23 protein-coding genes are annotated in these 25,424 nt (G+C 63.4%); 12 read left to right on the top strand and 11 right to left on the bottom strand.

The window, feature by feature from the left end; translation table 11 throughout:
- Positions 1–564: 564 nt before the first annotated feature.
- The 8 genes from QOS90_RS14680 to QOS90_RS14645 all read right to left on the bottom strand — a co-directional run bounded on the left by QOS90_RS14680 (position 565) and on the right by QOS90_RS14645 (position 11,389).
- The gene (locus QOS90_RS14680; RefSeq protein WP_085272812.1) at positions 565–2,190 is read right to left on the bottom strand and encodes a dipeptide ABC transporter ATP-binding protein; all 1,626 of its coding nucleotides are present in this window, start codon (positions 2,188–2,190) and stop codon (positions 565–567) included.
- A complete protein-coding gene (locus QOS90_RS14675; protein ID WP_085272813.1) occupies positions 2,190–3,029 on the bottom strand; it encodes an ABC transporter permease in 840 nt (279 codons plus the stop codon). Before QOS90_RS14675 ends, QOS90_RS14680 begins: the two co-directional genes overlap by 1 nt.
- Positions 3,026–3,985 (bottom strand): ABC transporter permease, encoded by a 960-nt coding sequence (locus QOS90_RS14670; RefSeq protein WP_085272814.1) that lies wholly within the window; start codon positions 3,983–3,985, stop codon positions 3,026–3,028. The genes QOS90_RS14675 and QOS90_RS14670 overlap by 4 nt, the downstream gene beginning before the upstream one ends.
- A gap of 3 nt (positions 3,986–3,988) precedes the next feature.
- Entirely contained in the window at positions 3,989–5,590 is a 1,602-nt protein-coding gene (locus QOS90_RS14665; protein ID WP_085272815.1) for an ABC transporter substrate-binding protein, read from the bottom strand.
- A 9-nt stretch (positions 5,591–5,599) separates the two neighbouring features.
- A complete protein-coding gene (locus QOS90_RS14660) occupies positions 5,600–6,919 on the bottom strand; it encodes an LLM class flavin-dependent oxidoreductase (protein WP_085272816.1) in 1,320 nt (439 codons plus the stop codon).
- 50 nt (positions 6,920–6,969) lie between these two features.
- Entirely contained in the window at positions 6,970–9,408 is a 2,439-nt protein-coding gene (locus tag QOS90_RS14655) for a TonB-dependent receptor plug domain-containing protein (RefSeq protein WP_027593183.1), read from the bottom strand.
- A gap of 177 nt (positions 9,409–9,585) precedes the next feature.
- Entirely contained in the window at positions 9,586–10,554 is a 969-nt protein-coding gene (locus tag QOS90_RS14650; RefSeq protein ID WP_085272817.1) for an ABC transporter substrate-binding protein, read from the bottom strand.
- Positions 10,555–10,564: 10 nt separating this feature from the next.
- The gene (locus QOS90_RS14645) at positions 10,565–11,389 is read right to left on the bottom strand and encodes a class II aldolase/adducin family protein (RefSeq protein WP_085272818.1); all 825 of its coding nucleotides are present in this window, start codon (positions 11,387–11,389) and stop codon (positions 10,565–10,567) included.
- Between the two features lie 503 nt (positions 11,390–11,892).
- Between QOS90_RS14645 and codB the strand changes: the two genes are divergently transcribed.
- The 9 genes from codB (at position 11,893) to QOS90_RS14600 (ending at position 20,265) form a co-directional block, all read left to right on the top strand.
- A complete protein-coding gene (gene codB, locus QOS90_RS14640) occupies positions 11,893–13,158 on the top strand; it encodes a cytosine permease (protein WP_085272819.1) in 1,266 nt (421 codons plus the stop codon).
- Positions 13,155–14,372, top strand: a complete 1,218-nt coding sequence (locus tag QOS90_RS14635) for a PucR family transcriptional regulator (RefSeq protein WP_085272820.1) — start codon at positions 13,155–13,157, stop codon at positions 14,370–14,372. The genes codB and QOS90_RS14635 overlap by 4 nt, the downstream gene beginning before the upstream one ends.
- A 4-nt stretch (positions 14,373–14,376) precedes the next feature.
- Positions 14,377–15,615, top strand: a complete 1,239-nt coding sequence (gene codA / locus QOS90_RS14630; RefSeq protein WP_085272821.1) for a cytosine deaminase — start codon at positions 14,377–14,379, stop codon at positions 15,613–15,615.
- Between the two features lie 232 nt (positions 15,616–15,847).
- A complete protein-coding gene (locus QOS90_RS14625) occupies positions 15,848–16,825 on the top strand; it encodes a DNA-binding protein (RefSeq protein ID WP_085272822.1) in 978 nt (325 codons plus the stop codon).
- A gap of 74 nt (positions 16,826–16,899) precedes the next feature.
- Positions 16,900–17,172: a CopG family ribbon-helix-helix protein gene (locus tag QOS90_RS14620; protein WP_027593190.1), complete on the top strand. Its 273-nt coding sequence runs from the start codon at positions 16,900–16,902 to the stop codon at positions 17,170–17,172.
- Positions 17,172–17,447 (top strand): type II toxin-antitoxin system RelE/ParE family toxin, encoded by a 276-nt coding sequence (locus QOS90_RS14615; protein ID WP_027593191.1) that lies wholly within the window; start codon positions 17,172–17,174, stop codon positions 17,445–17,447. The genes QOS90_RS14620 and QOS90_RS14615 overlap by 1 nt, the downstream gene beginning before the upstream one ends.
- 172 nt (positions 17,448–17,619) lie before the next feature.
- Positions 17,620–17,862 (top strand): hypothetical protein, encoded by a 243-nt coding sequence (locus tag QOS90_RS14610; protein WP_085272823.1) that lies wholly within the window; start codon positions 17,620–17,622, stop codon positions 17,860–17,862.
- Positions 17,859–18,653, top strand: coding sequence for an exodeoxyribonuclease III (xth, locus tag QOS90_RS14605; protein ID WP_027593193.1), 795 nt, complete (start codon positions 17,859–17,861; stop codon positions 18,651–18,653). The genes QOS90_RS14610 and xth overlap by 4 nt, the downstream gene beginning before the upstream one ends.
- Positions 18,654–18,696: 43 nt before the next feature.
- On the top strand, positions 18,697–20,265 hold the full coding sequence (locus QOS90_RS14600; RefSeq protein WP_085272824.1) for a sensor domain-containing diguanylate cyclase: 1,569 nt from the start codon (positions 18,697–18,699) through the stop codon (positions 20,263–20,265).
- A 33-nt stretch (positions 20,266–20,298) separates the two neighbouring features.
- Here QOS90_RS14600 and QOS90_RS14595 read toward each other — a convergent pair whose 3' ends face one another.
- Positions 20,299–20,805, bottom strand: a complete 507-nt coding sequence (locus QOS90_RS14595) for a GNAT family N-acetyltransferase (protein WP_085272825.1) — start codon at positions 20,803–20,805, stop codon at positions 20,299–20,301.
- A gap of 34 nt (positions 20,806–20,839) precedes the next feature.
- Positions 20,840–21,553 carry an MgtC/SapB family protein gene (locus tag QOS90_RS14590; RefSeq protein ID WP_085272826.1) on the bottom strand — a complete coding sequence of 238 codons (714 nt, stop codon included), beginning with the start codon at positions 21,551–21,553 and terminating at the stop codon, positions 20,840–20,842.
- Positions 21,554–21,968: 415 nt separating this feature from the next.
- Here QOS90_RS14590 and QOS90_RS14585 point away from each other — a divergent pair, with 415 nt between their 5' ends.
- A complete protein-coding gene (locus tag QOS90_RS14585) occupies positions 21,969–22,436 on the top strand; it encodes a sterol desaturase family protein (RefSeq protein ID WP_027593197.1) in 468 nt (155 codons plus the stop codon).
- 12 nt (positions 22,437–22,448) lie between these two features.
- On the opposite strand, the gene QOS90_RS14580 is transcribed toward QOS90_RS14585, so the two are convergent.
- Positions 22,449–23,348 carry a bile acid:sodium symporter family protein gene (locus QOS90_RS14580; RefSeq protein WP_027593198.1) on the bottom strand — a complete coding sequence of 300 codons (900 nt, stop codon included), beginning with the start codon at positions 23,346–23,348 and terminating at the stop codon, positions 22,449–22,451.
- A 197-nt stretch (positions 23,349–23,545) separates the two neighbouring features.
- Here QOS90_RS14580 and QOS90_RS14575 point away from each other — a divergent pair, with 197 nt between their 5' ends.
- Both QOS90_RS14575 and QOS90_RS14570 read left to right on the top strand, forming a co-directional pair.
- Complete coding sequence (locus QOS90_RS14575) at positions 23,546–24,427, top strand: Dyp-type peroxidase (protein ID WP_085272827.1); 882 nt, start codon at positions 23,546–23,548, stop codon at positions 24,425–24,427.
- Between the two features lie 88 nt (positions 24,428–24,515).
- A complete protein-coding gene (locus QOS90_RS14570; RefSeq protein WP_085272828.1) occupies positions 24,516–25,424 on the top strand; it encodes an aldo/keto reductase in 909 nt (302 codons plus the stop codon).

Raw genomic sequence — 25,424 nt, 5'->3', positions numbered from 1 at the left:
TGCGGTTTGGGGGGGCGCTCAATTCCAGGTAGGAGCAGCCTTGTGCTGCGAAGAGGCCGGTGAAGACACCATTAATCTTCGCTGCTGCCACTGGCCTCTTCGCAGCACAAGGCTGCTCCTACCCGGATCGCGCATGGCGGGAAGGCAGGGCTAGTGGGTTGGCTGCGATGTGGCTAAAGCCACGTCCGCGCTGGAGGAATGCCTGGACGGCGGACTGCTTGAATGCGGTTTGGGGGGGCGCTCAATTCCAGGTAGGAGCAGCCTTGCGCTGCGAAGAGGCCGGCGAAAACACCATTAATCTTCGCTGCTGCCACTGGCCTCTTCGCAGCACAAGGCTGCTCCTACCCGGATCGCGCATGACGGGAAGGCAGGGCTAGGGGGTTGGCTGCGATGTGGCAAAAGCCACGTCCGCGCAGGAGGAATGCCTGGACGGCGGGCTGCTTGAATGCGGTTTCGGAGGCAGCTCAATTCCAGGTAGGAGCAGCCTTGCGCTGCGAAGAGGCCGGCGAAGACACCATTAATCTTCGCTGTTGCCACTGGCCTCTTCGCGGCACAAGGCTGCTCCTACCCGGATCGCGCTTGACGGGAAGGCAGGGCTAGTGGGGCCGGCTGCAGGCCTCGCCACCCTGGCATATCCGCCAGCAAGCGGCGTGTGTACTCACTCGCTGGTTGCTCGAATACCTGCTCGGTAGGCCCTTGGTCCACCAGCCTGCCCTGGCTCATCACCAGCACCTGGTCGCTGATGCCGCGTACCGTGGCAAGGTCGTGGGACACGAACAGGTAGGTCAGGCCCAGGTCGCGTTGCAAGGTCTGCAACAACTCCAGCACTTGCGCCTGCACCGGTGCGTCCAGCGCCGACAGCGGCTCATCCAGTACCAGCAGTTCCGGCTCGGCGGCCAGCGCACGGGCGATGGCGACCCGTTGCCGTTGCCCACCGGACAACTGGCCAGGGCGCCGCTGCAGCAAGTCGGCAGGTAGCCCGACACGCTCCAGCAGCTCGACCACCCGCTGGCGATCATCGCGCCGGTTGCCGATGGCGAAGGCGCGCAGCGGCTCACTGATGATGTCCAGCAGGTTGTGCCGCGGGTCGAGTGCAGCCCAAGGGTTCTGGTAGACCAACTGCACCCGGCGCCGATAGGCCTGCAACTGCTTGCGCCCTGCGCCAAGCACCTGCTCGCCATCAAACAACACGCTGCCTGCGTCGGCCTGCTCCAGGGCCAGGATGATGCGCGCCGTGGTCGACTTGCCAGAGCCCGACTCGCCAACCAGGCTGGTAGTGCTGCCACGAGGCAGGCTGAAACTGACATCCGCCACCGCCGCCGGCCCCTGGCGGTTGAAGCGCCGCTGCAGCCCAGTGACCTGCAGCAAGGGCGCCGCAGGGTGATCGGCCGGGCGGGTACGACGCTGCTGCAACCGCGCCAAGGGTGAGGCATTGAGCAACTGGCGGGTGTAGGGGTGGCTGGGGGTATGCCACAGGTGTTCGGGCGTGCCGCTTTCGAGCAGTTGGCCGTGGCGCATGACCAGAATACGGTCGGCCCGGTCCAGCGCCACCGCCAAGTCATGGGTGATCAGCAACAGGCTGCTGCCGCGCGCGCGCACCAAATGCTGCAAACGGTCGAGGATCTGCCGCTGGACACTCACGTCGAGGGCGCTGGTGGGCTCGTCAGCGATCAGCAGCGGCGGGTCATTGGCCAGGGCAATGGCAATCAATACCCGCTGGCACATGCCGCCCGACAACTGATGGGGGTAGCACCGCAGCAGTTGCTCAGGTGCCTTGAGGCCAACTTGCTGCAACAAGACCAGCGCCTTGGCATGGGCTTCACTGTGCGCTACGCCATGCACGGTCATGGCTTCGATCACCTGCGCGCCGATGATCTTGACTGGGTCCAGCGACGTGCCTGGGTCTTGTGGCACGAAGCCGACCAGGCGGCCACGGCGGGTTTGCCAGTCGCGCTCATTGAAGGTGTCGAGCGCCTGGCCCTGCAGCCACAGTTGGCCGTTTTGCCGTGCTGTAGCCGGCAACAGACCCGCCAGCGCGGCCGCGGTAGTGGACTTGCCTGAGCCGGACTCGCCGACCAGGCAGACGATTTCGCCCGCGCCAATCTCCAGGTCCAGCGCCTGCACGGCGGGTTGTTGGCTGCCGGGGTAGTCGACGCGGAACTGGCGGATACGAACCAGTGGTGAACTCATCACGCTGCTCCTTGAAGTTGTTGCAGGCTGCGCGCCAGTTGTTGAGTGGCCAGGACCACCGCAGCCACCATCAGGCCCGGCAAGGTGGTGTACCACCAGGCGACGACCATGTAGTTGCGCCCCTCGGCGATCAGCAAGCCCCATTCCGGCTGGGGCGGCGGCGCGCCAAAGCCAAGAAAGCTCAGGGCCGAGACGGCCAACACGGCGCTGGCGAATTCCAGTGCGGCCAGGGCCAGCAACGGCCCTGCGGCATGTGGCAGCACGTGGCGGCAAAGGTTGGTCCAACTGCCAACCCCGGCCACCTGCGCCGCCTCGACAAAGCTGCGGCGGCGCCAGCGCAAGACTTCGCCACGTGCCAGGCGGGCGAACATCGCCACCGAGGAAAGCCCCACGGCCAGGGCAATTTCCAGCGTGCCAAAACCCAGGGCAGTGACGATGGCCATCGCCAACAACAAGGCAGGAATCGCCATCAGGACTTCCACCCCCATCGCCAGCAGCCGGTCGGCGACGCCACCGAACCAGCCGGCAATGCCCCCCAGCAGGCTGCCGGCGACCAGGGCGATCAGTACCGCGATACTGGTGGCCTGCAGCGACAGTGCCGCGCCATGCACACAACGCGCATACAGGTCGCGGCCCAGGTGGTCCGTGCCGAACCAGTGGTCGGCGGAGGGGGCTTGCAGGGCCTGGCTTGGGTCAGCCAGCAGCGGGTCGGCGCTGCTGAACAGGTTCGGCCAGAAGGCCCAGCCCAGCACCACGATGAACAAGGCCACGCTCAGTGTCAGTGGCAGGCTTGGCCAGCGCACCGGGCGTGCCAGGCGGTAGGCAGGTTGCAGAATCATGGGCGGCTTCCTTGGCGGATACGGGGGTCGAGCAACGGGTAGGCCAGGTCGGTCAGCAGGTTGGTCAGCACGTACAAGGCGGCGGCCAGCAGTACTACGCCCTGGACCACGGCGATGTCCTGGCTGGCGACAGCACCTTGGGCCAAGCGCCCGATGCCATCACGGGAGAACACGGTTTCGGTCACCACCGCGCCGGCCAGCAGGTTGCCCAGCAGGGTGCCGGCCAGGCTCAACAAGGGGATCGCTGCGTTGTGCAGAACATGCACGCCAAGCAACCGCCATGGCCCGACACCCTTGCTGCGCAGGGCCTGCACAAAGGGCTGTTGGCTGACCGTGGCGATCGAGCGGCCAAGCACCTGGGCGATCATCGCCGCGCACGGCAGGGCCAAGGTCACGGCCGGCAGAACCAGGCTGGCCAGGCCTTGCCCACCCATGGCCGGCAACCAGTGCAGTTGAAAGGAAAACAGTTGCAGCAGCACCAGCCCGACCCAGAAGGTCGGCAGCGACACCACCACGGCAGGGGCATTGTGCAGCACGCTCTGCAACGGTCGCTGGCGTACGCGATGGGCCGCGAGCGCTAGGCAGATGCCCAGTGGCAGCGCCAGGCCAAGCGCCGTGAAGGCCAACGCCAGGGTGGCCGGCAACGCCGCTGCAAGTGCTGCGGTGACGGGCTTGCCGGTCTGCAGCGAAGTACCCAGGTCGAGCTGCAGCAACCGCCACAGCGCACCGGTGTACTGCTGCCAAAGGCTGCCGTCGAGGTGATAGCGAGCGCGCAGTTCAGCGACCTTGACCGGGTCTGCCGAGCCCGGTTCGCCACTTTGCGCCAGCAGGATCGCTACCGGGTCACCGGGCAGCCCATAAAGGATGGCAAACGACAGGCTAAACGCTGCCCACAGCACCAGCAGTGACTGGGCCAGGCGCCACAGGTGCGCGGGGTGATGGTTCAAGGCGTTCATCGGTTAAAGACTCCCCGGTTGTACCAGCCAGGTGTCGTAGAACTGCAAGCGGGTCGATGCCTCGTAATGCAGGCCGCGCACCGCATCGCGGAACGCCGTGACCGTAGCGGCCTCGACCAGCGGGATCACGTGGCCCTGCTCGAGCAGCTCGCGGCTGGCCTGGTGGATCAACGCTCCGCGCGTTTGCACAGCGAGGCTGGCGGCCGAATCGATCAGGGTCTGGTCCAGTGCGAGCGGGCCTCGCACGTTGACGTTGCGCCCGCTGGCGAGGAACACCGTGCGCAGCACGTCCGGGTCGGCGCGGGTCAGGTTGAAGAACCACAGTTCGTAGTTCAGCGATGTCTGCAGCAGGCTGACTTGGCCGATGGTGGACTTGTTCAGGCGCAGCTCGATGCCGGCCTGGCGCAGTTGCTGCTGTACCAGTTCCAGCACCGGTGTGCTGGCCTGCCAGTAGTCGAGGGCAAAGCTCAAGCGCTTGCCATCACGCTGCCGCCAACCGTCGGCGCCCTTGTGCCAGCCAGCGCTGTCCAGCAGTTGGCCGGCACCTTGTGGGTCATAGGCGAGCACCGCGCTTAGGTCCTGGTAGTAGGGCGTGCTACTGGCGAGCACGGAACTTGCTGGTTTCTGGTAGCGGGAAATCACGCCCTTGAACTGGCTGCGGTCGATCGCCTTGTTCAGTGCCTGACGCACCTTGGCATCGTCCAGCGGCGGGCGGGACTCGTTGGGCGTCAGGTTGAAGACGATGCCTGGATTAGACCGTGCGATGGACGCAATGCCCTGGGCCTGCAGCACCGCTTCGTCCTGTACCGGCACGCTGGTGTTCACGTCGATTTGCCCGGATAGCAGGCTGCCCAGGCGCACACCGGACTCGGGCAGGATGTGAAACTCGATAGCCTCCAGCCAGGCACGGCCCTTGTGTTCGGCCAGCGAAGACGGCCAGGCGTAATCGGCGCGGGCTTCGATGCGCACCAGGCGGTTGTGCTCGAAGCTTTTTACGTTGAATGGCCCGGAGCCCACCAAGGCGCCCTGACAGCGTTGTTCGGCGCTACGTGCCAGGGTACTGGGTGCCAGCAGCCCCAGGCTCATGGTCGAGGTCGCCTGAAGGAACTGCGCGTTGGCCTGTTTGAAGCGGATGCGCACGCTCAGCGGCCCAATGACTTCGACGGTTTCAAGGCCAGCCAGGTAAGTACTGGCCAGTTGTGCCTGGGCACCGAGGGCGACGATGGCCTCGAAATTGGCCTTGACCGCTGCGGCGTCCAGCGCGCTGCCGTCGCTGAAGGTCACCCCTTCACGCAGGTGAAAGGTGAACTGGCGCGAGTCGTCGCTGACTTCCCAGCGCTCGGCCAGCCAGGGCACGATCTCGGCGGTCTGCGGGTTTTGATCGGTCAGCGAGTCCACCAATTGCCGGCCAACGTTGAGGGCGGTGTTGTTGCCCGCCTGTTGCGGGTCGATGCAGTTGGGGTCGCCGTCGAACGCCACCCGCAGCACGCCGCCATGCTGCGGCTGCGCCGGGGCACCCAGGTTGGCCTGCTGCGCGCTTTTACCATCGCAGCCGGCCAGGCTCAGGGCAATGGCCAGGCTCAGTGTCGCCAGGGGTCGGAACATGGGCTCTCCTTAAAAGAAACGGTTGGCGCGGTAAGGCAGGCCTAGGTTTTGCCGCAGGGTGGTGCCGGCGTATTCGCGCTGGAACAGGCCGCGACGTTGCAGCTCTGGGACCACGCCATCTACGAAGTCATCGATGGCTGAGTGCAGGCCGCTGAACATGATGTTGAAGCCATCGGCGGCGCCGGCTTCGTACCAGGCCTGCAGGTCATCGGCGATGCTCTGCGGGGTGCCGATCAGGATGCGATGGCCGCCGGAGGTGAGTTGGTTGAACAGCTGCCGCACGGTCGGCCGCTCACGGCGGATCAGGTCGAACACCAGCTTTTGTCGGCTCTGGTGAGTGTTGGTGGTGAAGGTCTCTGGGGGCAGGGGCACCACTTCGTCGAAGGGCAACTCCGAGAGGTCGTAGCCGAGGCTGGCGAAACGCGAGATGGAACTGAGGAAGGCCTTGGGTTCCAAGAGCTCTTGCTGGCGGTCGTACTTGGCCTGGGCTTCAGCCAGTGTCTTGCCCACTACCGGCGAGACGCCGGGCAACACTTTCAGTGCATCGGCACGGCGCCCGAAACCGGCGGCGGCCTGCTTGGTCTCCTGGTAGAACGCCTGGCCTTGGGCGATGGTGTGCTGGGCGGTGAAGATCAATTCGCCAACCCGCGCCGCCAGCCGCTTGCCAGCTACAGAAGCGCCGGCCTGGGCGACCACCGGATGACCTTGCGGCGATCGCGCCACGTTGAGCGGCCCGCGCACCTGGAAGTGTTCGCCTTGATGTTCGAGCACATGCAGTTTGTCGATGTCCAGCCAGGTGCCACTGGCCTTGTCCTGGACAAAGGCATCGTCGGCCCAGCTGTCCCATAGGCCACTGACCACGTCGTAGAACTCTTCGGCACGGGCGTAGCGGTCATCGTGTTCGACGTGCTCCTGGCGGTTGAAGTTTTCGCCGCCGCCCAGCGAGGTCACCAGGTTCCAGCCGGCTCGGCCTCCGCTCAGGTGGTCCAGTGCAGCGAATTTGCGGGCGATGTTGTAGGGCTCGTTATAAGTACTGCTGGCCGTGGCGATCAGGCCGATATGGCGGGTGCTGGCGGCCAGCGCCGGGGCAAGGATCAAGGGGTCCCAACGCACGCTGTTAGGGCCACGCTGCAGGGCCAGGTCGAGTTTGACGTCGAGCGTGTCGTTGAAAAAAAGCGCGTGAAACCGCCCGGCTTCCAGCTTGCGGGCAATGTATTGGTAATGCTCCAGGCTCTTGAAGGTATCGAGCGGTGCCTCCGGAAGGCGCCAGGCGCTGCCGCTGAGGGTGCCGGGGATGAACGCGCCGAGTATGAACGGGCCGTGGCTCATGGTGCTTCTCCTGGCGCCCGCCACACACGGCGGGCGCTGTGTGAGTGGGGTCAGAAGTTGTAGGCGATGCGCGTGTACCAGAAGCCACCGTAAGGGTCGAACGGCGAAATGGCACCGAACTTGGGGAAGCCATTGGTATCGCCGGCGGGGTAGCCGTTGTTGTCGGCACGTACGTCGAACAGGTTGTTAGCACCCACGGCGACATCGAAGTGGTCGGTCAGGGCGTAGGCGACTTCCAGGTCAGTCAGCCACTTGGCGCCGTAGGTCACGTCATAATCGGGGTTGGCGTCGCGGGCGATGACTTTGTCGTAGCGGGTCAGGCCGGCGTTGATGGTGAAGCGCTCGATCTGCCAGTTGGCGCTGAGCATCAGCTTGGTCTTGGGGTTGGCCACGGTCAGGTAACCCTGGGCGACGCGGTCGAACAGTTCGAGGTTGTTGCCTGCGGCGCGCAGCGATGCCGGTGTCTGCTTGATGTCGTCGATGATGGTCTTGTTGTAGTTGACCCCCAGGCCGTACTTGACCCGGCCAAAGCGCCCATAGTCGACGCGGTAGTCGGCCACCAGGTCGACGCCACGGGTGGTGGTGTCAGCTGCGTTGGTGAAGTACTTGACGCGGTAGCCTGGCTTGTAGCCGTTGGCGACCAGTTGCTGATCGACGCCGTTGCCATAAAGAAAGCCCGTCAATGCAATGCGGTCGCGGATTTCGATTTGGTAGGCATCCAGGGTCACGCTGGCCTGCGGCAAGGGTTGCCAGGTCAGGCCGAGGCTGATGTTGCGTGACTTTTCCGGGCTGAGGTCTTCGGCGCCCAGGGCTTTGGCCAACGGCGAATCCACCCGCACGGTCTTGGCTTCGACGAACTGCGCCACACCGTCGACGGTGGTGTACTGGTTGGCGGTCTGGGCGTAGACCGACTGCGACAGCGACGGGGCGCGAAAGCCGTTGCTGAGGGTGCCGCGCAGGGCAAAGGTTGGGGTGAAGTCGTACCGTGCGGAAAACTTGCCGCTGCGGGTATTGCCGCTGCTGTCATCGTATTTTTCGAAGCGCGCGGCCACGCCGAGCCAGAGTTTTTCCGTCGGGTTCAGGCCCAGGTCGAGGTAGCTGGCGTAGCTGTTGCGGCTGAGTTGGCCTTCATCCTCCGGGGTCAGGGTAATGGCGCCTTGGGCGCCCACCGCTGCCGGTTGGCCTGCCAAGGGGCCGCTGGGGTAGAAGTAGCCGCCGTTGATGTACGAGAGCGGGTCGTCGGACTCGGTCTTGTAACGTTCGTGGCGGTGTTCCAGGCCCCAGGAAACCTGCAAGGGCTTGGCCAGGCCAACCTCGAAGGCGCGGGTCAGGTCGAGGTTGTTGGTCCACTGGTCGAAGGTATTGGTATAGGTGTCGAAGCGGGTCGGGCTGGTCGGGCCGAGCGAGGCGTTGAGGGTTTCATCGGCACCGGCTTGGCCTTTGTCGCGGCCGAAGGTGGAGCTCAGGTCCCAGTGCCATTCGGCGAACTCACCCTTGCCACCGGCGGCTGCCTGGTAGTCGGTTTCTTCCAGGGTGTAGAAGGGGGCGGTGCCGTCCGGGTAGATCTCGGGGATGATGTTGGTGGAATTGGGCCGGCGGTAGTTTTGCCCGCCGCGGGCATCACGCTTGCTGAAGGTCGAGAAGGAATACAGGGTCAGCGCGTCGCTCACCGGCAGTTCGGCGTTATACGACAGGTTGATGGCCTTGATCTTGGGCAGGCCGTTTTTTTGCACTTCGCGGTCGGCGGTGTCGTTGCGGGGGTCGCCGGCGAAATACAGGTTGCCGGTGGCGGCGCGTGAGCGGGTGGCGGTCTGGACCGACTTGGCGTCCAGCGCATAGTTGAAGAAGCCGCCGTTGTCGCCCAGGGCCAGTCCCTGGTTGAGGGTTTGGCGCAGGTTACCGCCGTCGCCGTCCTCATAGTATTGGCCGTACTGGGTGCTGGCCGATCCGCCGTTGTCGCGCTGCTTGAGGATAATGTTGATCACCCCGGCGATGGCATCGGAGCCGTACTGCGCCGAGGCGCCGTCGCGCAGTACTTCGACGTGGTCGATGGCACTGATGGGGATCATGTCCAGGTCCACCGGGTTGGTCCCGTAGGCGGCGGTGGAGTCGAGGTTGATCACTGCGCTGTTGTGGCGGCGCTTGCCGTTGACCAGCACCAGTACGTTGGAGCCGTTAAGCCCGCGCAAGCTATAGGGGCGGGCGATGCTGTCATTGGACGAACCGGAAGGGCGCTGGGAAAACGATGGCAGCGTTTTCTGCAGGGCACCGCGCAGGCTGGACTCGCCGGTTTGCTCCAGTTGCTTGCTGTCGATGACGTCGATCGGTGCTGGGCTGCTGGTGACGGTACGCACTTCGCTGCCCCGCGAGCCGGTGACGATCACCGTGTCGAGGGCGGCATCATCCTCCGCTGCCATGGCCAGGGGGGTGAGCAGGTAGCCAGCGAATACGGCGGGTGCCAGCGTTAAAGAGGTAAACACAGACTTCATGACTGTTCCTTGGGTTCGATTGGCAGATCAGGCCCTGGATGTGCGATCGAACGGGCTCTCATAAGGTGTTTCACGCAGTGCAGGCGCAGCCTGGCCCGCAGGAGGTCCGTTGCTCCCGTGGCTGAGGTGCCTGTGAATCGTCCGGCGCGCGCCGGTGCGGGGTTGCCGCGGGGGTCTCTAGCCGCTGAGCAAGGGGGTGAAGCGGTCGTCCCAGAAGCCCCGCACATCCAGTGCCTGGCGGATCAGCCCACTGTCGTGGAACAGGTCGGCGATGTGCTGCTGGGCAACGATGTCTGCCTGGCTGACGGGCAATAGCCGACAGGGCTGCTGACGTTGCGCGAACTGTTGCAAATAGAGGTCGCTGGAAATCCCGGTAAGGGCTTGGTTACGTGCAGCCCATTCATGGGGGTTGTGCTCGACCCAGTCCCAAGTGGCTTTTTCGCGCTGCAAAAAGTCGCGAATGGCGGCCTGTTTGTCCGGCTGCTGCAACGTCTGGGCGGTGGTTGCAATCAGGTAGTTGCCGCAGTGATAGGGGCTGGCGTCGGCCAGCGCCATGCCATCCATGGCCGTCTGCGCTTGCAGGGCACCGATACCGCCGGCGACGATGGCGTCCAGGTGGCCGTTTTGAAATGCCACCAGCGCATCCCGGGCAGGCATGGGCCTGGCCTGGATATCGGCAAGGGTCAGGCCGTTGTCGCGCAGCAGGTTGAGTATCAGGTAGTGGGTGTCGGTGGCGCGGACGAAGCTCACGCGCTTGCCCTTGAGGTCAGCGATGGAGGCGATGCCGCTGCCGCGTTTGACGATCACATTGCTGCGGTTCTGCTCGCCTTGGTAGCTGGCGATCAACACCAGCGGGTTACCGGCCACGCTGGCGAACAGCGGCAACACCGGGCTCATGAAGGCGTAGTCGAGGCTGTTGCTGGCAAAGGCTTCCAGCACCATGGCGCCCCCGGGCACGTCTACCCAGTGCAGCGGGTAGGGTGTTTGCGCTTGGCCCGCGTCGGCGAGAAAACTCGCGGCCTGGCCCTTGTAGCGCCAAACCCGCAAGGCTTCATTGGCGCGTGCCAGGGCGGGGGCCAAGCCTACGGCCAGCCCGGCAATGGCGCTGTAGCGTAGGAAGGTGCGGCGGCTGATGCTGATTGCCATAGGGTGCGCCTCAGTCCAACAGGTCGGGTTGTTGCTGGACGATGCGGTCCCACAGCGGCAGGAAGTTCAGCCAACCGAACAGCTCGCGCTGGGCAGGGTTGACGGGGGCTTCGTCCAGGTCCGGGATACGCGGTTGGCCGGCAGCGTAAGCCAGCAGGTGGGCGCGGGCGCTGTCGTCGGCGAGGATGAAGCGCCAGGCGGCGCTTTCCACAGTCTGGCCCGTGGTCCACAGGCCGTGGTTCTGCCAGACCAGCAGGTTGTTGTCGGCGAAGGTTTCGACAAACGCTTGTGCCACTTGGTCGCGGTCTTGCAGCAGGCCGCCTTCGGGCGTGCGCAGGGCGTGGCGGTCGAACAGCACCTGCTCACCGGCGAAGGCAGACGACTCTGCAGTGATCGGCTGGAACAAACGCCCCAGCGCTGACCAGGCCCGCCCATGGAAGCCATGCAGGTGGGCGATACCCACCACGTCAGGCCGGGCGCGTTGCAACGCGTAATGCAGCTCAAGGGCGCTGGTATTAAGCAGGCCGTCACCTTCGACCACCTGGCCTTCGCCGTTTACCCGCAGCAGGTCACGGGTGCGGATGTGCGAGAACGGCACTCCCAAGGGGTTGATCCAGTAGTGGTCGGTCTCGATCGGGTCGCGTGCCGTAAAATGGCCGGCCAGGCCTACTTCAAAGCCCAGTTCGGCGAACAGCCGATAGGACGCTGCAAGGCGCTGCTTGCGGTGCAGGCGCTCGGCGAGCGGGTCGCTTAACGTGGGCGCAGCGGTGATTTGCAGGCGATGATCACGGTTGGGCAGGCGGGCGACACTGTGGCGCGCAGCAGGTTGGCTCATGGCAGTACCTCACGGAGGAAATGATCGTTTGCCGATCATCCGTTCTGCCATGTCCGCCGTTTCAAGGGCTGAGCTCGCAGGAGGATGAATCGGGGCCTCCACCATGCGAGGGGTCGGGTCTGAGGGGACTGTAGCAAGGGGGTAGGGGCGGGAAGAAATACTGTTTTGATCTATTTTTATTATTATTTTTACGAATAAAAATTAGCGCTGATATTTGAATAATGCATTTAAGGCGTGTGCTTGCCCGCGACGCTGGGGCCTTGCGGGCAAAAGCCCTGGCTGAAGCATGGGTGAAAACTACTCAGCGCTGTTCACCTTTGGTGCGTAAATGCCTCAAATCAAGGCAGCTGGCACACATCATCTCGCCTCATTCGATGCTTAAATGTGCAGAGTGCACAGTATTGTCTGTGCTGTTCGCCCGTTGCGCTTCGGTTTCCATCCCTTGTAAAACCGGCCCGCATATTGCTCTTCCTGCTCCCGATTACCACCCGGAGCCCCGTGCAATGAGCTCACCAACCGAATTCCCGCTTTGCGAAGCCCCGCAGTCGTCCCGCAAGGGCCTGCTACCGATAGCGATGGTGCTGTTCAGCTTCACGTTCTTCACTGGCACGATGTTCGCCGGTGGCAAATTGGGCATGGCCTTCAACTTCGTCGACATGCTGTGGGTTGCCACGGTCGGCAACACGCTGTTGGCGTTATACGCCGCAACCCTGGCGTTCATCGCGTCACGCAGTGGGCTGAATACCGTGTTGATGGGCCGCTTCTGTTTCGGTGAAGCGGGCAGCCGACTTTCCGACTTCTTGCTGGGGTTCGCTGAACTGGGCTGGTACGCCTGGGGCACCGCGACCGTAGCGATCGTGCTGGTCAAATTGTTGGGCCTGGCGGGCGGCTTCACTGTGCCGCTGATGGTGCTGTTCGGCCTGGGCTTCAGTATTACGGCCATTATCGGCTTCAAAGGGCTGGACCTGTTGTCGCGGGTATCAGTGCCCTTGATGTTCGTGCTGTTGCTGGTGTCGATGTACATCGCCACCCACGATGCGGGTGGCTTTGCTGGCCTTGCCGCGGTGGTGCCACACGAGACCATGACTTTTTCGGCGGCCGTGACCATGGTCTTCGGCACCTTCGCCAGCGGCGCCACCCAGGCCACCAACTGGACACGCCTGGCACGCAGCGGGCGGGTGGCGGTGGTTGCCAGCATCGTTGCGTTTCTGCTGGGCAACGGCCTGATGGTGGTTGCCGGTGCCTGGTGCGCGATGGTGTATCAGCAGGCCGACATCGTCGAGGTGATGATGCTGCAGGGCCTGTCGTTCGCGGCGGTGGTGATGCTCTGCCTGAACCTTTGGACCATCCAGGGCCCGACCATCTACAACGTGTCGGCAGCTGCCTGCCACCTGCTGCGCAGTGAGCGACGGCGAACCGCGACGCTGGTGGCGGCAGGGGTGGGCATTGTGCTGGCGATTGGCGGCATGTACGAATTGCTGATTCCGTTTCTGGTGCTGTTGGGTTCGGTCATCCCGCCGGTAGGTGGGGTGATCATGGCCGATTTCTGGTATCGCCACCGTGGCCAGTATCCCGCATTGGCCACAGCCACCCTGCCGCGTTACAACCTGAGGGGGCTTTGTGCCTATGCCGTCGGCGCGGTACTGGCGTATGCCTCGCCCTGGGTTGCGCCGTTGGTAGGTATTGCTGCCTCGGCGCTGTGCTACATCCTCTTGCTTGAACTGAGCGGCCGACGCCGGGTGGTGGGCGAGGCCGGTGTCGAGCCGTGAGCCTGGCACTGGCAGACATTCTGCACCTGCCTGGCTTGCAGGAGATGACCGTGCGCGCAGGCGCACGCAACCTGCAGCGTCGGGTGCGCTGGCCTTACGTCGCAGAGAACGAGGGCATCGCCGAGTGGGTGATGGGCGGTGAACTGGTGTTCGTCACCGGCATCAACCACCCGCGTGGCGAGGCCAACCTGCTGAGCCTGGTGGAAGACGGCGAGGCCGTGGGTATTGCCGGCTTGGTGATCCTCACCGGTGGCACTTTCATCCAGGCTATCCCGCCAGCGGTGGTTGCCCGCGCCGAGCAACTGGGCTTGCCGTTGATTGAGCAGCCCTATGCGCTGAAAATGGTCGTGGTCACCCACCTGATCGGCACGGCCCTGGTGCAGATGACCCAGGTGCGCCGCTCGCGCAACGACATCCTCGGGCAGCTGTTGACCGGCGACTACCCAAGCCTGGCCATCGCCCGGCAACGGGCAACGCACCTGGCCCTGGCGCTGGACGAGCCGCGACGCCTGCTGGCGCTGCGTTTGTCGGGCGTCGATGGCGTATTCGAGCGCCATGGGCTGGCCCAAGGCGAGCGCTTGTGGCAAGGCATTCGCCAAGCCCTTGAAGACCAGCTCGAGGCCTGGTGCCGCAGCCGGCCGGGCAGCGTGACGGCCCACTTGCCGGGCGACCTGTTCGTACTGTTGCTGCCCGATGCACCGGGCTTGCCTGCTACGCTGGGCGCGCTGCACCGGCAATTGGCGGGCGTGGCAGGGGAGCTGGGCCTCTATATGGGGCTGTCGAGCCTCGCGGAAGATTGCGCGCACTACCGCCGCGCGCTCAACGAGGCCCGCCAGGCCCTGGAAGTGGCGCAAAACCTGCGTCCCGCCAATGGCTATTGCGATTTCAGCGAGCTGGGCGTGCTGCGCTTGTTGCAAGGGATCGTCGATCGGTCATTGATCGACGACTTCGTGGCCCAGACACTAGGGCCGCTGATCGCGCCCGGCCGCAAGCACCCGAATACACTGGTGCATACCCTCGATGCCTTGCTCAAGGAAAACGGCAACGGCCTGAAGGCCGCGCAACGCTTGGGGCTGCACCGCAATACCATCAATCAACGCATTCAACGCATCGAACACCTGAGCGGGCAGTCGCTGGGCGACCCGCTTTTCCGTATGAATGCTTCGGTCGCCATGCTGGTGTGGCGCATGACCGAAGCCCAAGGCAAGGAGTAACGCCATGAACATCATCAACGCAAAACTGCGAGGCAAGGCTGGCCTGTTTCGCATCGAACTGAACGGTGACCGCATCGCCAGCATCACGCCACAGGCCGACCCGGTGGCACCAGGCGCTGATGACCTGGATGCCAAACAGAACCTGGTGGTTGCTCCCTTTGTCGAGCCGCACATTCACCTGGATGCCACCCTGACGGCCGGCGAGCCGAAGTGGAACATGAGCGGCACGTTGTTCGAAGGCATCGAACGCTGGGCCGAGCGCAAGGAAATCACCACCCACGAAGACATCAAGGGCCGCGCCAAGAAGACCATCAATATGCTGGTGGACCACGGCATCCAGCATGTGCGCACCCATGTCGACGTCACCGACCCCAAGCTCACTGCCCTTAAGGCCATGGTCCAAGTGCGTGAGGAGGTGCGCCATTTGGTCGACCTGCAGATCGTCGCCTTCCCGCAGGAGGGCATCGAGTCGTACGCCAACGGCCGGGCGCTGATGACCGAAGCCGTGGCCATCGGCGCCGACGTGGTCGGCGGTATTCCGCATTTCGAAAACACCCGCGACCAGGGCGTGTCGTCGGTCAAGTTCCTGATGGACCTGGCCGAGCGAACCGGCTGCCTGGTGGACGTGCACTGCGACGAAACCGACGACCCGCAGTCGCGCTTTCTCGAAGTGCTGGCCGAAGAAGCGCGGGTGCGCAACATGGGCGCCCGGGTCACGGCCAGCCACACCGTGGCCATGGGCTCCTACGATAACGCCTACTGCTACAAGCTGTTCCGTTTGCTCAAGTTGTCGGGCATCAACTTCGTCTCGTGCCCGACCGAGAGCATTCACCTGCAAGGGCGCTTCGACAGCTACCCCAAGCGCCGCGGCGTGACCCGCGTGGCGGAGATCGACCGGGCGGGCATGAACGTGTGCTTTGGCCAGGACTCGATCGTCGACCCCTGGTACCCGCTGGGCAATGGCAACATCCTGCGCATTCTTGAAGCCGGGCTGCACATCTGCCACATGCTCGGTTACGAAGACTTGCAACGCTGCCTGGACCTGATCACCGACAACAGCGCCCGCACGCTCAACCTGGGGGAGCGTTATGGCATCGAGGTGGGGCGGCCGGCGAACCTGCTGCTGCTGTCGGCGCCGGATGACTACGAGATGGTGCGCAGCCAGGGGCATGCGCTGGTGTCGGTGCGCAACGGCAAGGTGCTGATGCGGCGTACGCCGGCGCAGGTCGAACGCCTGGCCTGACACCGCTGCACGCTGCAAACGCAACGCCCCGCTGGCTTTTGCCAGGCGGGGCGTTTTGCTTTCTGCGCTTCGTGTACGCGTTTCCCAGTCAAAAACCGCTTATTTGGTCCCTCACATGCGATAAGCCGTGATTATTCTATGTTAGATAGCACTTGAATTAGAGGTGCCGACCGGTCAAAATTAGTACGTAATTACATATTACGTATTCCAGTACAAAATTGTAGGAGCACGCATGGCCCGGGGCGGTATCAACAAGGTGGTAGTGCAGCAAGCGCGTCAGGCGCTGATCGCCCGCGGGGAGAACCCCAGCATCGATGCGGTACGTATCGAGCTGGGCAACACTGGCTCGAAAAGCACGATTCATCGCTACCTGAAGGAGCTCAATGGCCAGCAAACCGTGGCCACGGCGGGCGCCCCTGGGTTGAGCGATACGCTTGGGCGGTTTGTCGGGCAGTTGGCAACACAGCTGCAGGAAGAGGCGGATATACGCATCGAAGAGGCCGAACGCGTTTTCACCCAGCAACGCGAACAGCTCGAAGCACAATTGCAGCTGGCCCAAGAAGCGCTGGCTGCGGCGCATCAACAGCAAAAGATCCAGGACGCGGCACTGGCTGCCGAATCGGAGAAACTGCTGTCCACGCAAAGCACCTTGCAGGCTGAGCAACTGCGCAGTGCCAGCCTCAATCAGTCATTGGGCGAGTTGCAGCTGCGCCTGAACGACAAGGAAGAGCAGGTGCGGTCACTCGAAGACAAGCATCGCCACGCCCGCGATGCCCTGGAGCACTACCGCAGCGCCAGCCGCGAACAGCGCGAGCAGGACCAGCGCCGCCACGAGGCGCAACTGCAACAGTTGCAAGTTGAAGTACGGCAACTGCAGCAGGGCATGATGGTCAAGCAGGACGAACTGACCCGCCTGCACCGTGATAACGAGCGCTTGCTCGGCGAGCATCGCCAGGCCACCAGCGAACGCAAGGCACGTGACGAACTGCTTGAACAGCGGGACGCGCAGATTCAGGGCCTGCGAACGATTTTGGCTCAAGCCCAAGGGGCGACCGAGGAAATGCGGCGGCAGTTGGATGTGCAAACGCAAAACCTGGAAGACAAGCGCGAACTGTATGCCGAACAGGTGCGCCAAGTGCAGCGTCTGCAGGATGAGCTGCTAGAGCGCGATGAGGCATTGAGCGCTTGTCGAGCGCAGTTGAGCACCTGAAAGTGCTCTTGACGGCACTTGATTACTCACTATGATTAACTTTGAATCACGTAATGTTCAGGAGCAACCCTATCATGGCAACTGCCGCGAAAACCCGTACTGTCACAGCTCATGTCCCTGAGCAACTCGCCCAAAAAGTCGATTTAATGGCAGAGCGTCTTGAGCGCTCCAAAAATTGGATAGTCAAGCAGGCCCTGTCCGCCTGGATAGACCAAGAAGAAGAGCGTAGCCGCCTGACCCGAGAGGCCTTGGCTGATGTTGACGCGGGTAGCGTGATTGACCACCAAGCTGTGCAGGCCTGGGCTGACAGCCTCAGCACCGATACTCCGTTGCCGGTACCGCGCTGATGGTGTTGAAGTGGACAAGCAAGGCACTGTCCGACATTGCCAGGCTGTACGAGTTTCTGGCATCTGTGAATCAACCTGCCGCTGCACGCACGGTTCAGCAACTTACAGCAGCGCCGACCACGTTGATCGCCAACCCGCGCATTGGTGAACGTCTAGAAGAGTTCGAGCCCCGGGATGTGCGCCGAATTCAGATAGGTCTTTACGAAATGCGCTACGAGATCGTGGACTCCACTATTTACCTGCTGCGACTGTGGCACACCCGTGAGGAGCGATAGTAGCGCTGAGCGCAGAAGTCCGTAGTAGTCACATTATCGACGCTTTGCCACAGCTTTTTCTCCACGGTAGTTGTTCAGCACCGCCTTTCTGTCCTCTGCTTTCTCAGCGTGGTTGAACGTTGGCCAAGACCTGCGCTCACACATTCAAAGTGGGTAGCGAGGAGCCACGTACATGAGCATCGAACGCAGCATTCCCGAGCTTGAGGCCTGGTACGCGCAGTACGACGACATCAGTTACCGCCGCGAATCGCCAGATGCCTATCACCATGGACTGGTGCGCACGGCCGAAGCCCTGCGTGATGACGGCGCCATCGACTGGGATGACTGGTTGCAGCTGAAGGCCTTGGCCGACCAGGCGCACATCAACGCGCTCGAAGATGCAGTACAGGCGCATGTCGACGACCCTGACGCATGAAAGCGCTGAAGATCGCCACCTTCAATATCAACGGCATTCGCAGCCGATTGCCGGCATTGATCGCCTGGCTAGAGCGAGAGAAGCCTGACATTGCCTGCCTGCAAGAGCTGAAAGCGCCCGACCAGCAGTTCCCGCGTGAAGCGCTTGAAGCAGTGGGCTACGGGTGTTTGTACCAAGGGCAGCCTTCGTGGAACGGCGTTGCCATTCTCGCGCGTGGCAGTGAGCCACTCGAAGTGCGCCGCGGCCTACCCGGCATGGAGGATGACGCCCAGAGCCGCTACCTGGAGGCAGCGGTGCAGGGGCTGATCATCGGCTGCCTCTACCTGCCCAACGGCAACCCGCAACCCGGGCCTAAGTTCGACTACAAACTGCGCTGGTTCCAATGCCTGATCGACCATGCGGCCAGTTTGCAAAAGAGCGGGCACCCGGCAGTGTTAGCCGGCGATTTCAACGTCGTCCCCACCGATTTCGACATCTATAACCCGCGCTCCTGGCTCAAGGACGCGTTGCTGCAACCTGAGACCCGCGATTGCTACCAGCGTTTGCTCAACCAGGGCTGGACAGATGCGCTGCGCCACCTGCACCCTGACGAGCGGGTTTATACCTTCTGGGACTATTTTCGCAATCACTGGCAGCGTAACGCCGGGTTGCGTATCGATCATGTGTTGCTCAACCCTGAGCTTGCGCCTTACCTCAAGACCGCAGGCGTGGATGCCTGGGTACGCAACGAACCCAAGGCCAGCGACCATGCACCGGTGTGGATCGAGCTGGCTTCGCGTAAGCAGCGCTGAACTATAGTCATAAGCGGCGAACGCGAGACGACAAGGGAATAGGATGTGCGCAGCCAGGAAACAGGATGACGATGGGCACCTCGCGGTAGCGGGCGAGGGCCGCGCCGTGGCATTGTTCCGCCAGGTCCTGGCATTCATGGTGGTGGTGATGCTGGCCTTCGTGATGGTGGAAGGCTGGCGTATCTGGCGTGATTACCGTCACGCGTTCAGCAATGCCGAAAACATGGTGACCAACCTGGCTCGGGCGACGGCGCAACACGCCGAGGACGCTATTCGCCAAGTGGATGTCGTCAGCGCGTCCTTGGCCGAGCGCCTGGAGGGCGATGGCTTCGAGCATATGAACCGCCCGCGCCTGCAGGCGTTGCTCGCGCGACAAAAAGCGCTCATGCCGCAGCTGCACGGGCTGTTCGTGTATGGCGCGGATGGCCGCTGGCTGGTTACCGACCAGGCGACCCTACCGCCCAACCTCAACAATGCTGACCGCGACTATTTCGTTTACCACCGCAATCATCGCGACCGGCAGGTACGCATCGGTTCGGTGGTGCGCAGCCGCTCGACCGGCGACTTGATCATTCCCATCTCGCGGCGTCTGGAATACCCCGACGGGCATTTTGCCGGGGTGCTGTTGGGCACGATCAAAGTGGACTGGTTCGTGCGCTATTACGGCGATTTCAAGATCGACGAGCGTGGCGCGCTGGTGCTGGCCAAGCGTGACGGTACGATTCTGGTCCGTCGCCCGTTCGTTTCGAGGGTCGTTGGGCGCACATTGGCCAACAGCGAAGTCTTTCGCAACCACTTGCCCTATGCCGATGAAGGGCTGGTCGAGGCAGTCGCGGTAGTCGATGGCACGCCTCGCCTATATGCCTACCGGGCGCTGTCGAGTTACCCGTTGGTGGTAGAGGCTGGCCTGTCGCGGGAATCCATAGTGGCGCCCTGGCGGCACGACGCGATCAAATCAGTGGCTGTGCTGTTGCTGTTGTTGGTGGGGTTGGCAGCGTTCGGCGGGGTAGTGTTGCGCCAACTGCGCGAACGCATTGTGATAGAGCGCGCCTTGCACCAGGCGCACCAGACGCTGAAATCCCTGGCCATGACCGACAGCCTGACTGGGCTTGGCAACCGCCGGCGGCTGGATGCAGTGTTCGAGCCCGAGGTGCGGCGGGCTCGACGGCAAGGTTACCCGGTAGCGCTGGTGATGCTCGACCTCGACTACTTCAAGGCTTACAACGACCGTTACGGGCACCTTGCCGGCGACCAGTGCCTGCGGCGTTTCGCCGAGCTGCTGCAACAGGCGTTGAAGCGCCCGGCAGACCTGGCGGTGCGCTTCGGTGGCGAAGAGTTCACGCTATTGATGCCCGACACCGATGGGCCGGGTGCCGAGCTTGTCGTGCAGGAAATACAGCAGGTGTTGCGCCGCCATGTGATCGAGCACGGTGGCAGCCCCTTGGGGCGGGTGACGTTCAGTGCCGGCATGGCGATCGGCGACCCGGCTCGGCAAGCCATAACGCCCGAGCGCCTGATGGCGGCGGCAGATAGCGCGTTGTACCAGGCCAAGGGGCAGGGGCGGGACGGTTACTGCGTGGCTAACAATGCCTCGTCAGGTGTAGACCCATGATCGCCCATCAAGGGCGAGCACGGCAGGCGCTGTTCAATCGATGCTCATGCGCATTGCACAACGCCCGACAAGCCCATGGGCATGCTCGTTGGCCAGAATGTCCCGCAGCCGCGTGCACAACAGGCCTTCATCAATAGCCTCGAACCCATAGCGTGCATAGAAAGGTGCATTCCAGGGCACGTCGACAAAGGTGGTCAAGGTCAGTTCTCGAACGCCGGCGGCTTGCGCCGCATCGACCAGTTGATTCAGCAGCAGGCGCCCGATCCCTTGCCCTTGAGCCTCCCGGCGCACGGAAATTTCATGAATGTGCAATGCCTGATGCTCCCGCCGTGCGCACACAAAGCCTAGGATCTGCCCGGCGTCACCCTCCGCCAGCCAGCTTGCGCCTGCATCGACGAATCCTTGATGCGCTGTGCTGTCCAGTACTTCGCCTTGTGCCAGCCACGCCAGCGCCGGCAGTTGGGCGAAAGCCTGGGCGGCTGAACGCTCGACCTCGGCCAGCCAGGGGATATCGCGGGTGAGGGTAGGGCGTATGTGCACAGTCGGGTCCTGCAAACCTTGGGATGGGTGGGCGTCAGTCTGCCGCCACCTCTTGCGGCTGCAACTGCCAGCGCACCGAGCTTACACCTTTTTCCAGGCTCACCCGGCTGACCAGCCGTTCCAGCTGCGCCGGTGCCTGCGGGTTGCCCAGCAGTTCGGCGCGTACTTCGAGGCGGGTCGGGTTGGGCAAGTCCTCGCTATGCAGCGATTGCAGGCGCAGCTCCGGGTCGCCGAGGCTGTGCAGCATCAGGCTGCGAACCTGGATTTCATCCTCGGCACGGCACACAACCCGCACTTCGAAACGCTGCTCCACTTCAGTGGCCGGGACAATGTCCTGGCGGTCCAGGCGCTGGGCGATGTCGCGCAGCAGGATGTTGGCGCACAACACGGCCAGGCTGCCCAGTGTCGCTTCCAGCAGCAGCCCAAGGCTGCACAATACGCCGACGGCCGCCGTGCACCACAGCGTGGCGGCAGTGTTCAGGCCGCGCACGTTGAAACCGTCGCGCATGATCACGCCGCCCCCGAGAAAGCCGATCCCCGACACCACATAAGCGGCCACGCGCGAGGCATCGTTAGGGGCCATGCCCGGTACGGCCTGGGTCATCAGTACGAACAGGCAAGCGCCGGTACTGACCAGCGCATTGGTACGCAAGCCAGTGAGGCGTTGACGCAGTTGACGCTCGGCGCCGATCAGGGCACCCAGCAGCAGGGCGATGCTGACGCGCAGCAGAAAGACTTTCCAATCCATAGCAAACCTCTTCCACGGGCACACGCCCGCATGAACGCCATCGGGTGTTGGCGTGGTTGAATAACCAGAAAATGCGCAGGACCACAGAAGGGAAGAAAAGAGGAAGCTGCAGCCACGGGGGCTGAAGAAATCCACCATCAAGCCATGACGGCGAGACAGTGGCAGGGCACTGCCGGACTAGCTCGCCAAGTGGGCCTGTCGCAAGCGACTGGGGCTACTGTCCAATGCAGGACTCCTGTTTGGGGGATGCGAAATTGCGTCGCGGACCTTACGCCCCGAGATAGGCGAGGTCAAGGGTAAAAACATGACAAGGGCTTCATCAGGAAAGTGCCTACAGCCCGTCACGCCTGCATGGAAAAATAGGCGGGTAGTCGGTAACCTTGCGCCTTCCCTTGCGATCACCCGGACCCGTTACATGCTGTTCAATCTCGCCGTGCTGCTCGGCACACTGGTGGCCATGGAGGGTGTCGGCACACTGGCGCACAAGTACATCATGCATGGCTGGGGCTGGTGGCTGCACCGCTCGCATCATGAGCCACACCTGGGTATGCTCGAGACCAATGACATTTACCTGCTTGCGCTGGGGCTGATCGCCGCCGGCCTGGTGGCGCTGGGTAAAGCCGGGTACGCCCCCTTGCAGTGGGTGGGTGGGGGCGTGGCGGGGTACGGCCTGTTGTATGTGCTGGCCCACGACGGCTTCTTTCATCGCCACTGGCCGAAAAAGCCGCGGCCAGTCAGCCGCTACCTCAAGCGCCTGCATCGCGCCCATCGGCTTCACCATGCGGTCAAAGGCCGGCAAGGCAGCGTGTCGTTCGGCTTTTTCTACGCTCCGCCCCTTGCGGTGCTCAAGCGCCAGTTGCGCGACCGACGCGAGCGGCCCTGACCGTCACTGCGGTCAGTTGACCGCGTTGCCCTCAGCCTCAACGGTTTCTGCCACGTGCCCGCGGCTCACCCACCAGCCAAACCCTGCCGCCGTGAAGAACATGATCAGGCTGTAAAGCGCCGCCGGCACGGCCATGGTGGCGTTGTTCAGCAACGAAGGGCTCAAGGCCAGCGCGATCGCCAGGGTACCGTTGTGGATGCCGATTTCCATGCCGATGGCGATGGCCTGGCGCTTGGGAATCTTCAACAGCCGGGGCACCCAGTAGCCTACGGCCAGGCTCAGTACGTTGAACAACAGGGCAGCCAGGCCTACCACGGGGGCGTACTCGACCACCGTCTGCCAGTCCTTGGCCAGCGCGAGGATGATGGTGAAGGCCAGAAACAGCGCCGCCACCAGCTTCATCGGTTTTTCCATGCGTGCGGCAAAGCGCGGGGCAAAGTGGCGGATCAACATGCCCAGCGCCACCGGCAGCAGGACAATCGCGAACACCTGCAACACCTTGGCAAACTGCAGCGGGATGGCCTGGTCCGAGGCCATGAACCAGCCTAGCGACAGGTTCACCAGCAGCGGCATGGTGAGGATCGCAATCAACGAGTTGACCGCCGTCAAGGTGATGTTCAATGCCACATCGCCGTGGGCCAGGTGGCTGAATAGATTGGCCGTGGTCCCCCCCGGCGAGGCCGCCAGCAGCATCAGCCCCACCGCCAGGGCGGACTCCAGGCCAAAGCCGTTGGCGATCAGGAAGCACACCAGCGGCAGCAACAGGATCTGGCAGACCAGGCCAATCACCACAGGCTTGGGGTACTTCACCACACGGGCGAAATCGGCCAGGGTCAGCGACAGCCCAAGGCCGAGCATGATGATGCCCAGGGCCAGGGGCAGAAATGCAGTGAGCAGGGGCGAGGCAGTCATGAAGGGGCTCTCGGATCAGGGAGTCGCACAAAGGATTCCGAGGAGTGTAGGTGGCACTGCATTGATAGCTAATTGCAAAGCGCCACCTCTTGGTAACCTTTTGTTACCGAGTGCACCGTGCGCAGCGTCTGCATGCCGCGTTGCGATGGGCGTCCCGGCGCAGTAGCATGCGCGCTTTTACCGAGGATTAGCCTGTCATGCCGTTTCAGCAAGGTCTGCTTGCCACGCCGGTGCCGGCCCATGCCCGCCACCTGTTCTTCACGCTGCACTCGCCCGAAGCGCTGCCCGCCGCACTCGACGCCTTGCTGCCGCAGGTCGACGGCCAACAGTTGATCCTGGGCGTCGGCGCGACCCTGGCCAAGGCCCTGGGCCGTGACGTGCCGGGTTTGCGTGCCTTCCCGCTGCTGGACGCCGCCGTGGAGAACCCCAGCACCCAGCACGCCTTGTGGCTGTGGCTGCGGGGTAACGAGCGTGGCGACCTGCTGCTGCGGGCCCAGGCCCTGGAACACGCGCTGGCACCGGCGTTGCGCCTGGCAGACAGCGTCGATGGCTTTTTGCACCGGGGTGGCCACGACCTGACCGGCTATGAAGACGGCACCGAGAACCCGGTGGACGAAGACGCCGTGCAAGCCGCCATCGTTGACGACGCGCCCCCTGGCCTCAACGGTTCCAGCTTTGCCGCGTTCCAACTGTGGAAGCATGACTTGGAGTACTTCAAGTCGCTGCCCCAGGCGGACCAGGACAACATCATCGGCCGCCGCCTCAGCGACAACGAAGAGCTTGACGACGCCCCGGCGTCCGCGCACGTCAAACGCACCGCCCAGGAAAGCTTCGAACCTGAGGCGTTCATGGTCCGTCGCTCGGTCGCCTGGGCTGACGCCCGTGGTGCTGGCCTTGCCTTCGTGGCGCTGGGCCACAGCTTCGATGCCTTCGAAGTGCAACTGCGGCGCATGAGCGGCCTGGAAGACGGCATCATCGACGGCCTCTACCGCTTCAGCCGGCCACTGACCGGTGGTTATTACTGGTGCCCGCCGATGGGTGAAACCGGCCTGGACCTGCGCCTGCTGTTGCAGGCCTGATCGCTAACATCCAGATACAGAATCACTCGCCGAGGCGGGGTAGAGCGGCTAGCCTTGAAAGTTTCCGGTTCATGACGGGGGCTTTTCCATGTATGCACGTCGTGATGTCCTACGCGCCGGTGCAGCCTTGGGGTTGCTGGCCGCAAGCCCTTGGCTGCACGCAGGGGCGGCGAGTGGCCTGCTGACGCGCACTATCCCTTCCACCGGCGAGGCCTTGCCGGTCATCGGTGCCGGTACCTCTGGCAGTTTCGAGGTCGAGGCCGGCTCGCCTCAGTACCAACAGCTCGGCGCGGTGCTCAAGGCCTTCTTCGAAGGTGGCGGCAGGGTCATCGACACCTCGCCTAACTACGGAGGGGCCGACAGCATTCTGGGCCAGTTGCTGGAAGAGGGGGGCTGGCACAAGCAGTGCTTTCTAGCCACCAAGATCGCCGCCGACAGCCAGGCCGACGCACAAGCGCAGTGGCAAGGCAGCCTGCGCAGCTTGCGCACCGACAAAGTCGACTTGCTGCAGATCCACAACCTGCGCGATTGGCAGACCCAACTGCCCTACGCCCGTGAACTCAAGCAGCAGGGCAAGACCCGCTACGTCGGCATCACCCATTACCTGAACAGCGGCCAGGATGAAGTGGCCAGGATCGTACGTAGCGAACCGCTCGACTTCATTCAGATCAACTACTCGGTCAACGCCCCACAGGCCGCGCGTGAGCTGCTGCCATTGTGCCAAGACAAGGGCGTCGCGGTGCTGATCAACCGGGCGTTCGATGACGGCCGGCTGTTTGCCCGGGTCAAGGATCAACCGTTGCCTGGCTGGGCGTCGGAAGTAGGTATCGGCAGCTGGGCACAGCTGTTTCTGAAGTTCGCCATCAGCCACCCGGCAGTGACCACGGTCATTCCCGCCACCAGCCGCCCTGATCGCCAGCTCGATCAGCTCAAGGCCGGGCATACGCCATTGCTCAGCCAGGCGCAGCAACAGGCGCTGATCAAACAGTTCGGCTGA

Origin of the sequence: Pseudomonas sp. LAIL14HWK12:I10 (genome assembly GCF_900184205.1) — a bacterium.
Classification (GTDB): domain Bacteria; phylum Pseudomonadota; class Gammaproteobacteria; order Pseudomonadales; family Pseudomonadaceae; genus Aquipseudomonas; species Aquipseudomonas kermanshahensis.
The sequence above is the reverse complement of the archived record's forward strand: the minus strand, read 5'-3'. Positions and strand labels throughout refer to the sequence as shown.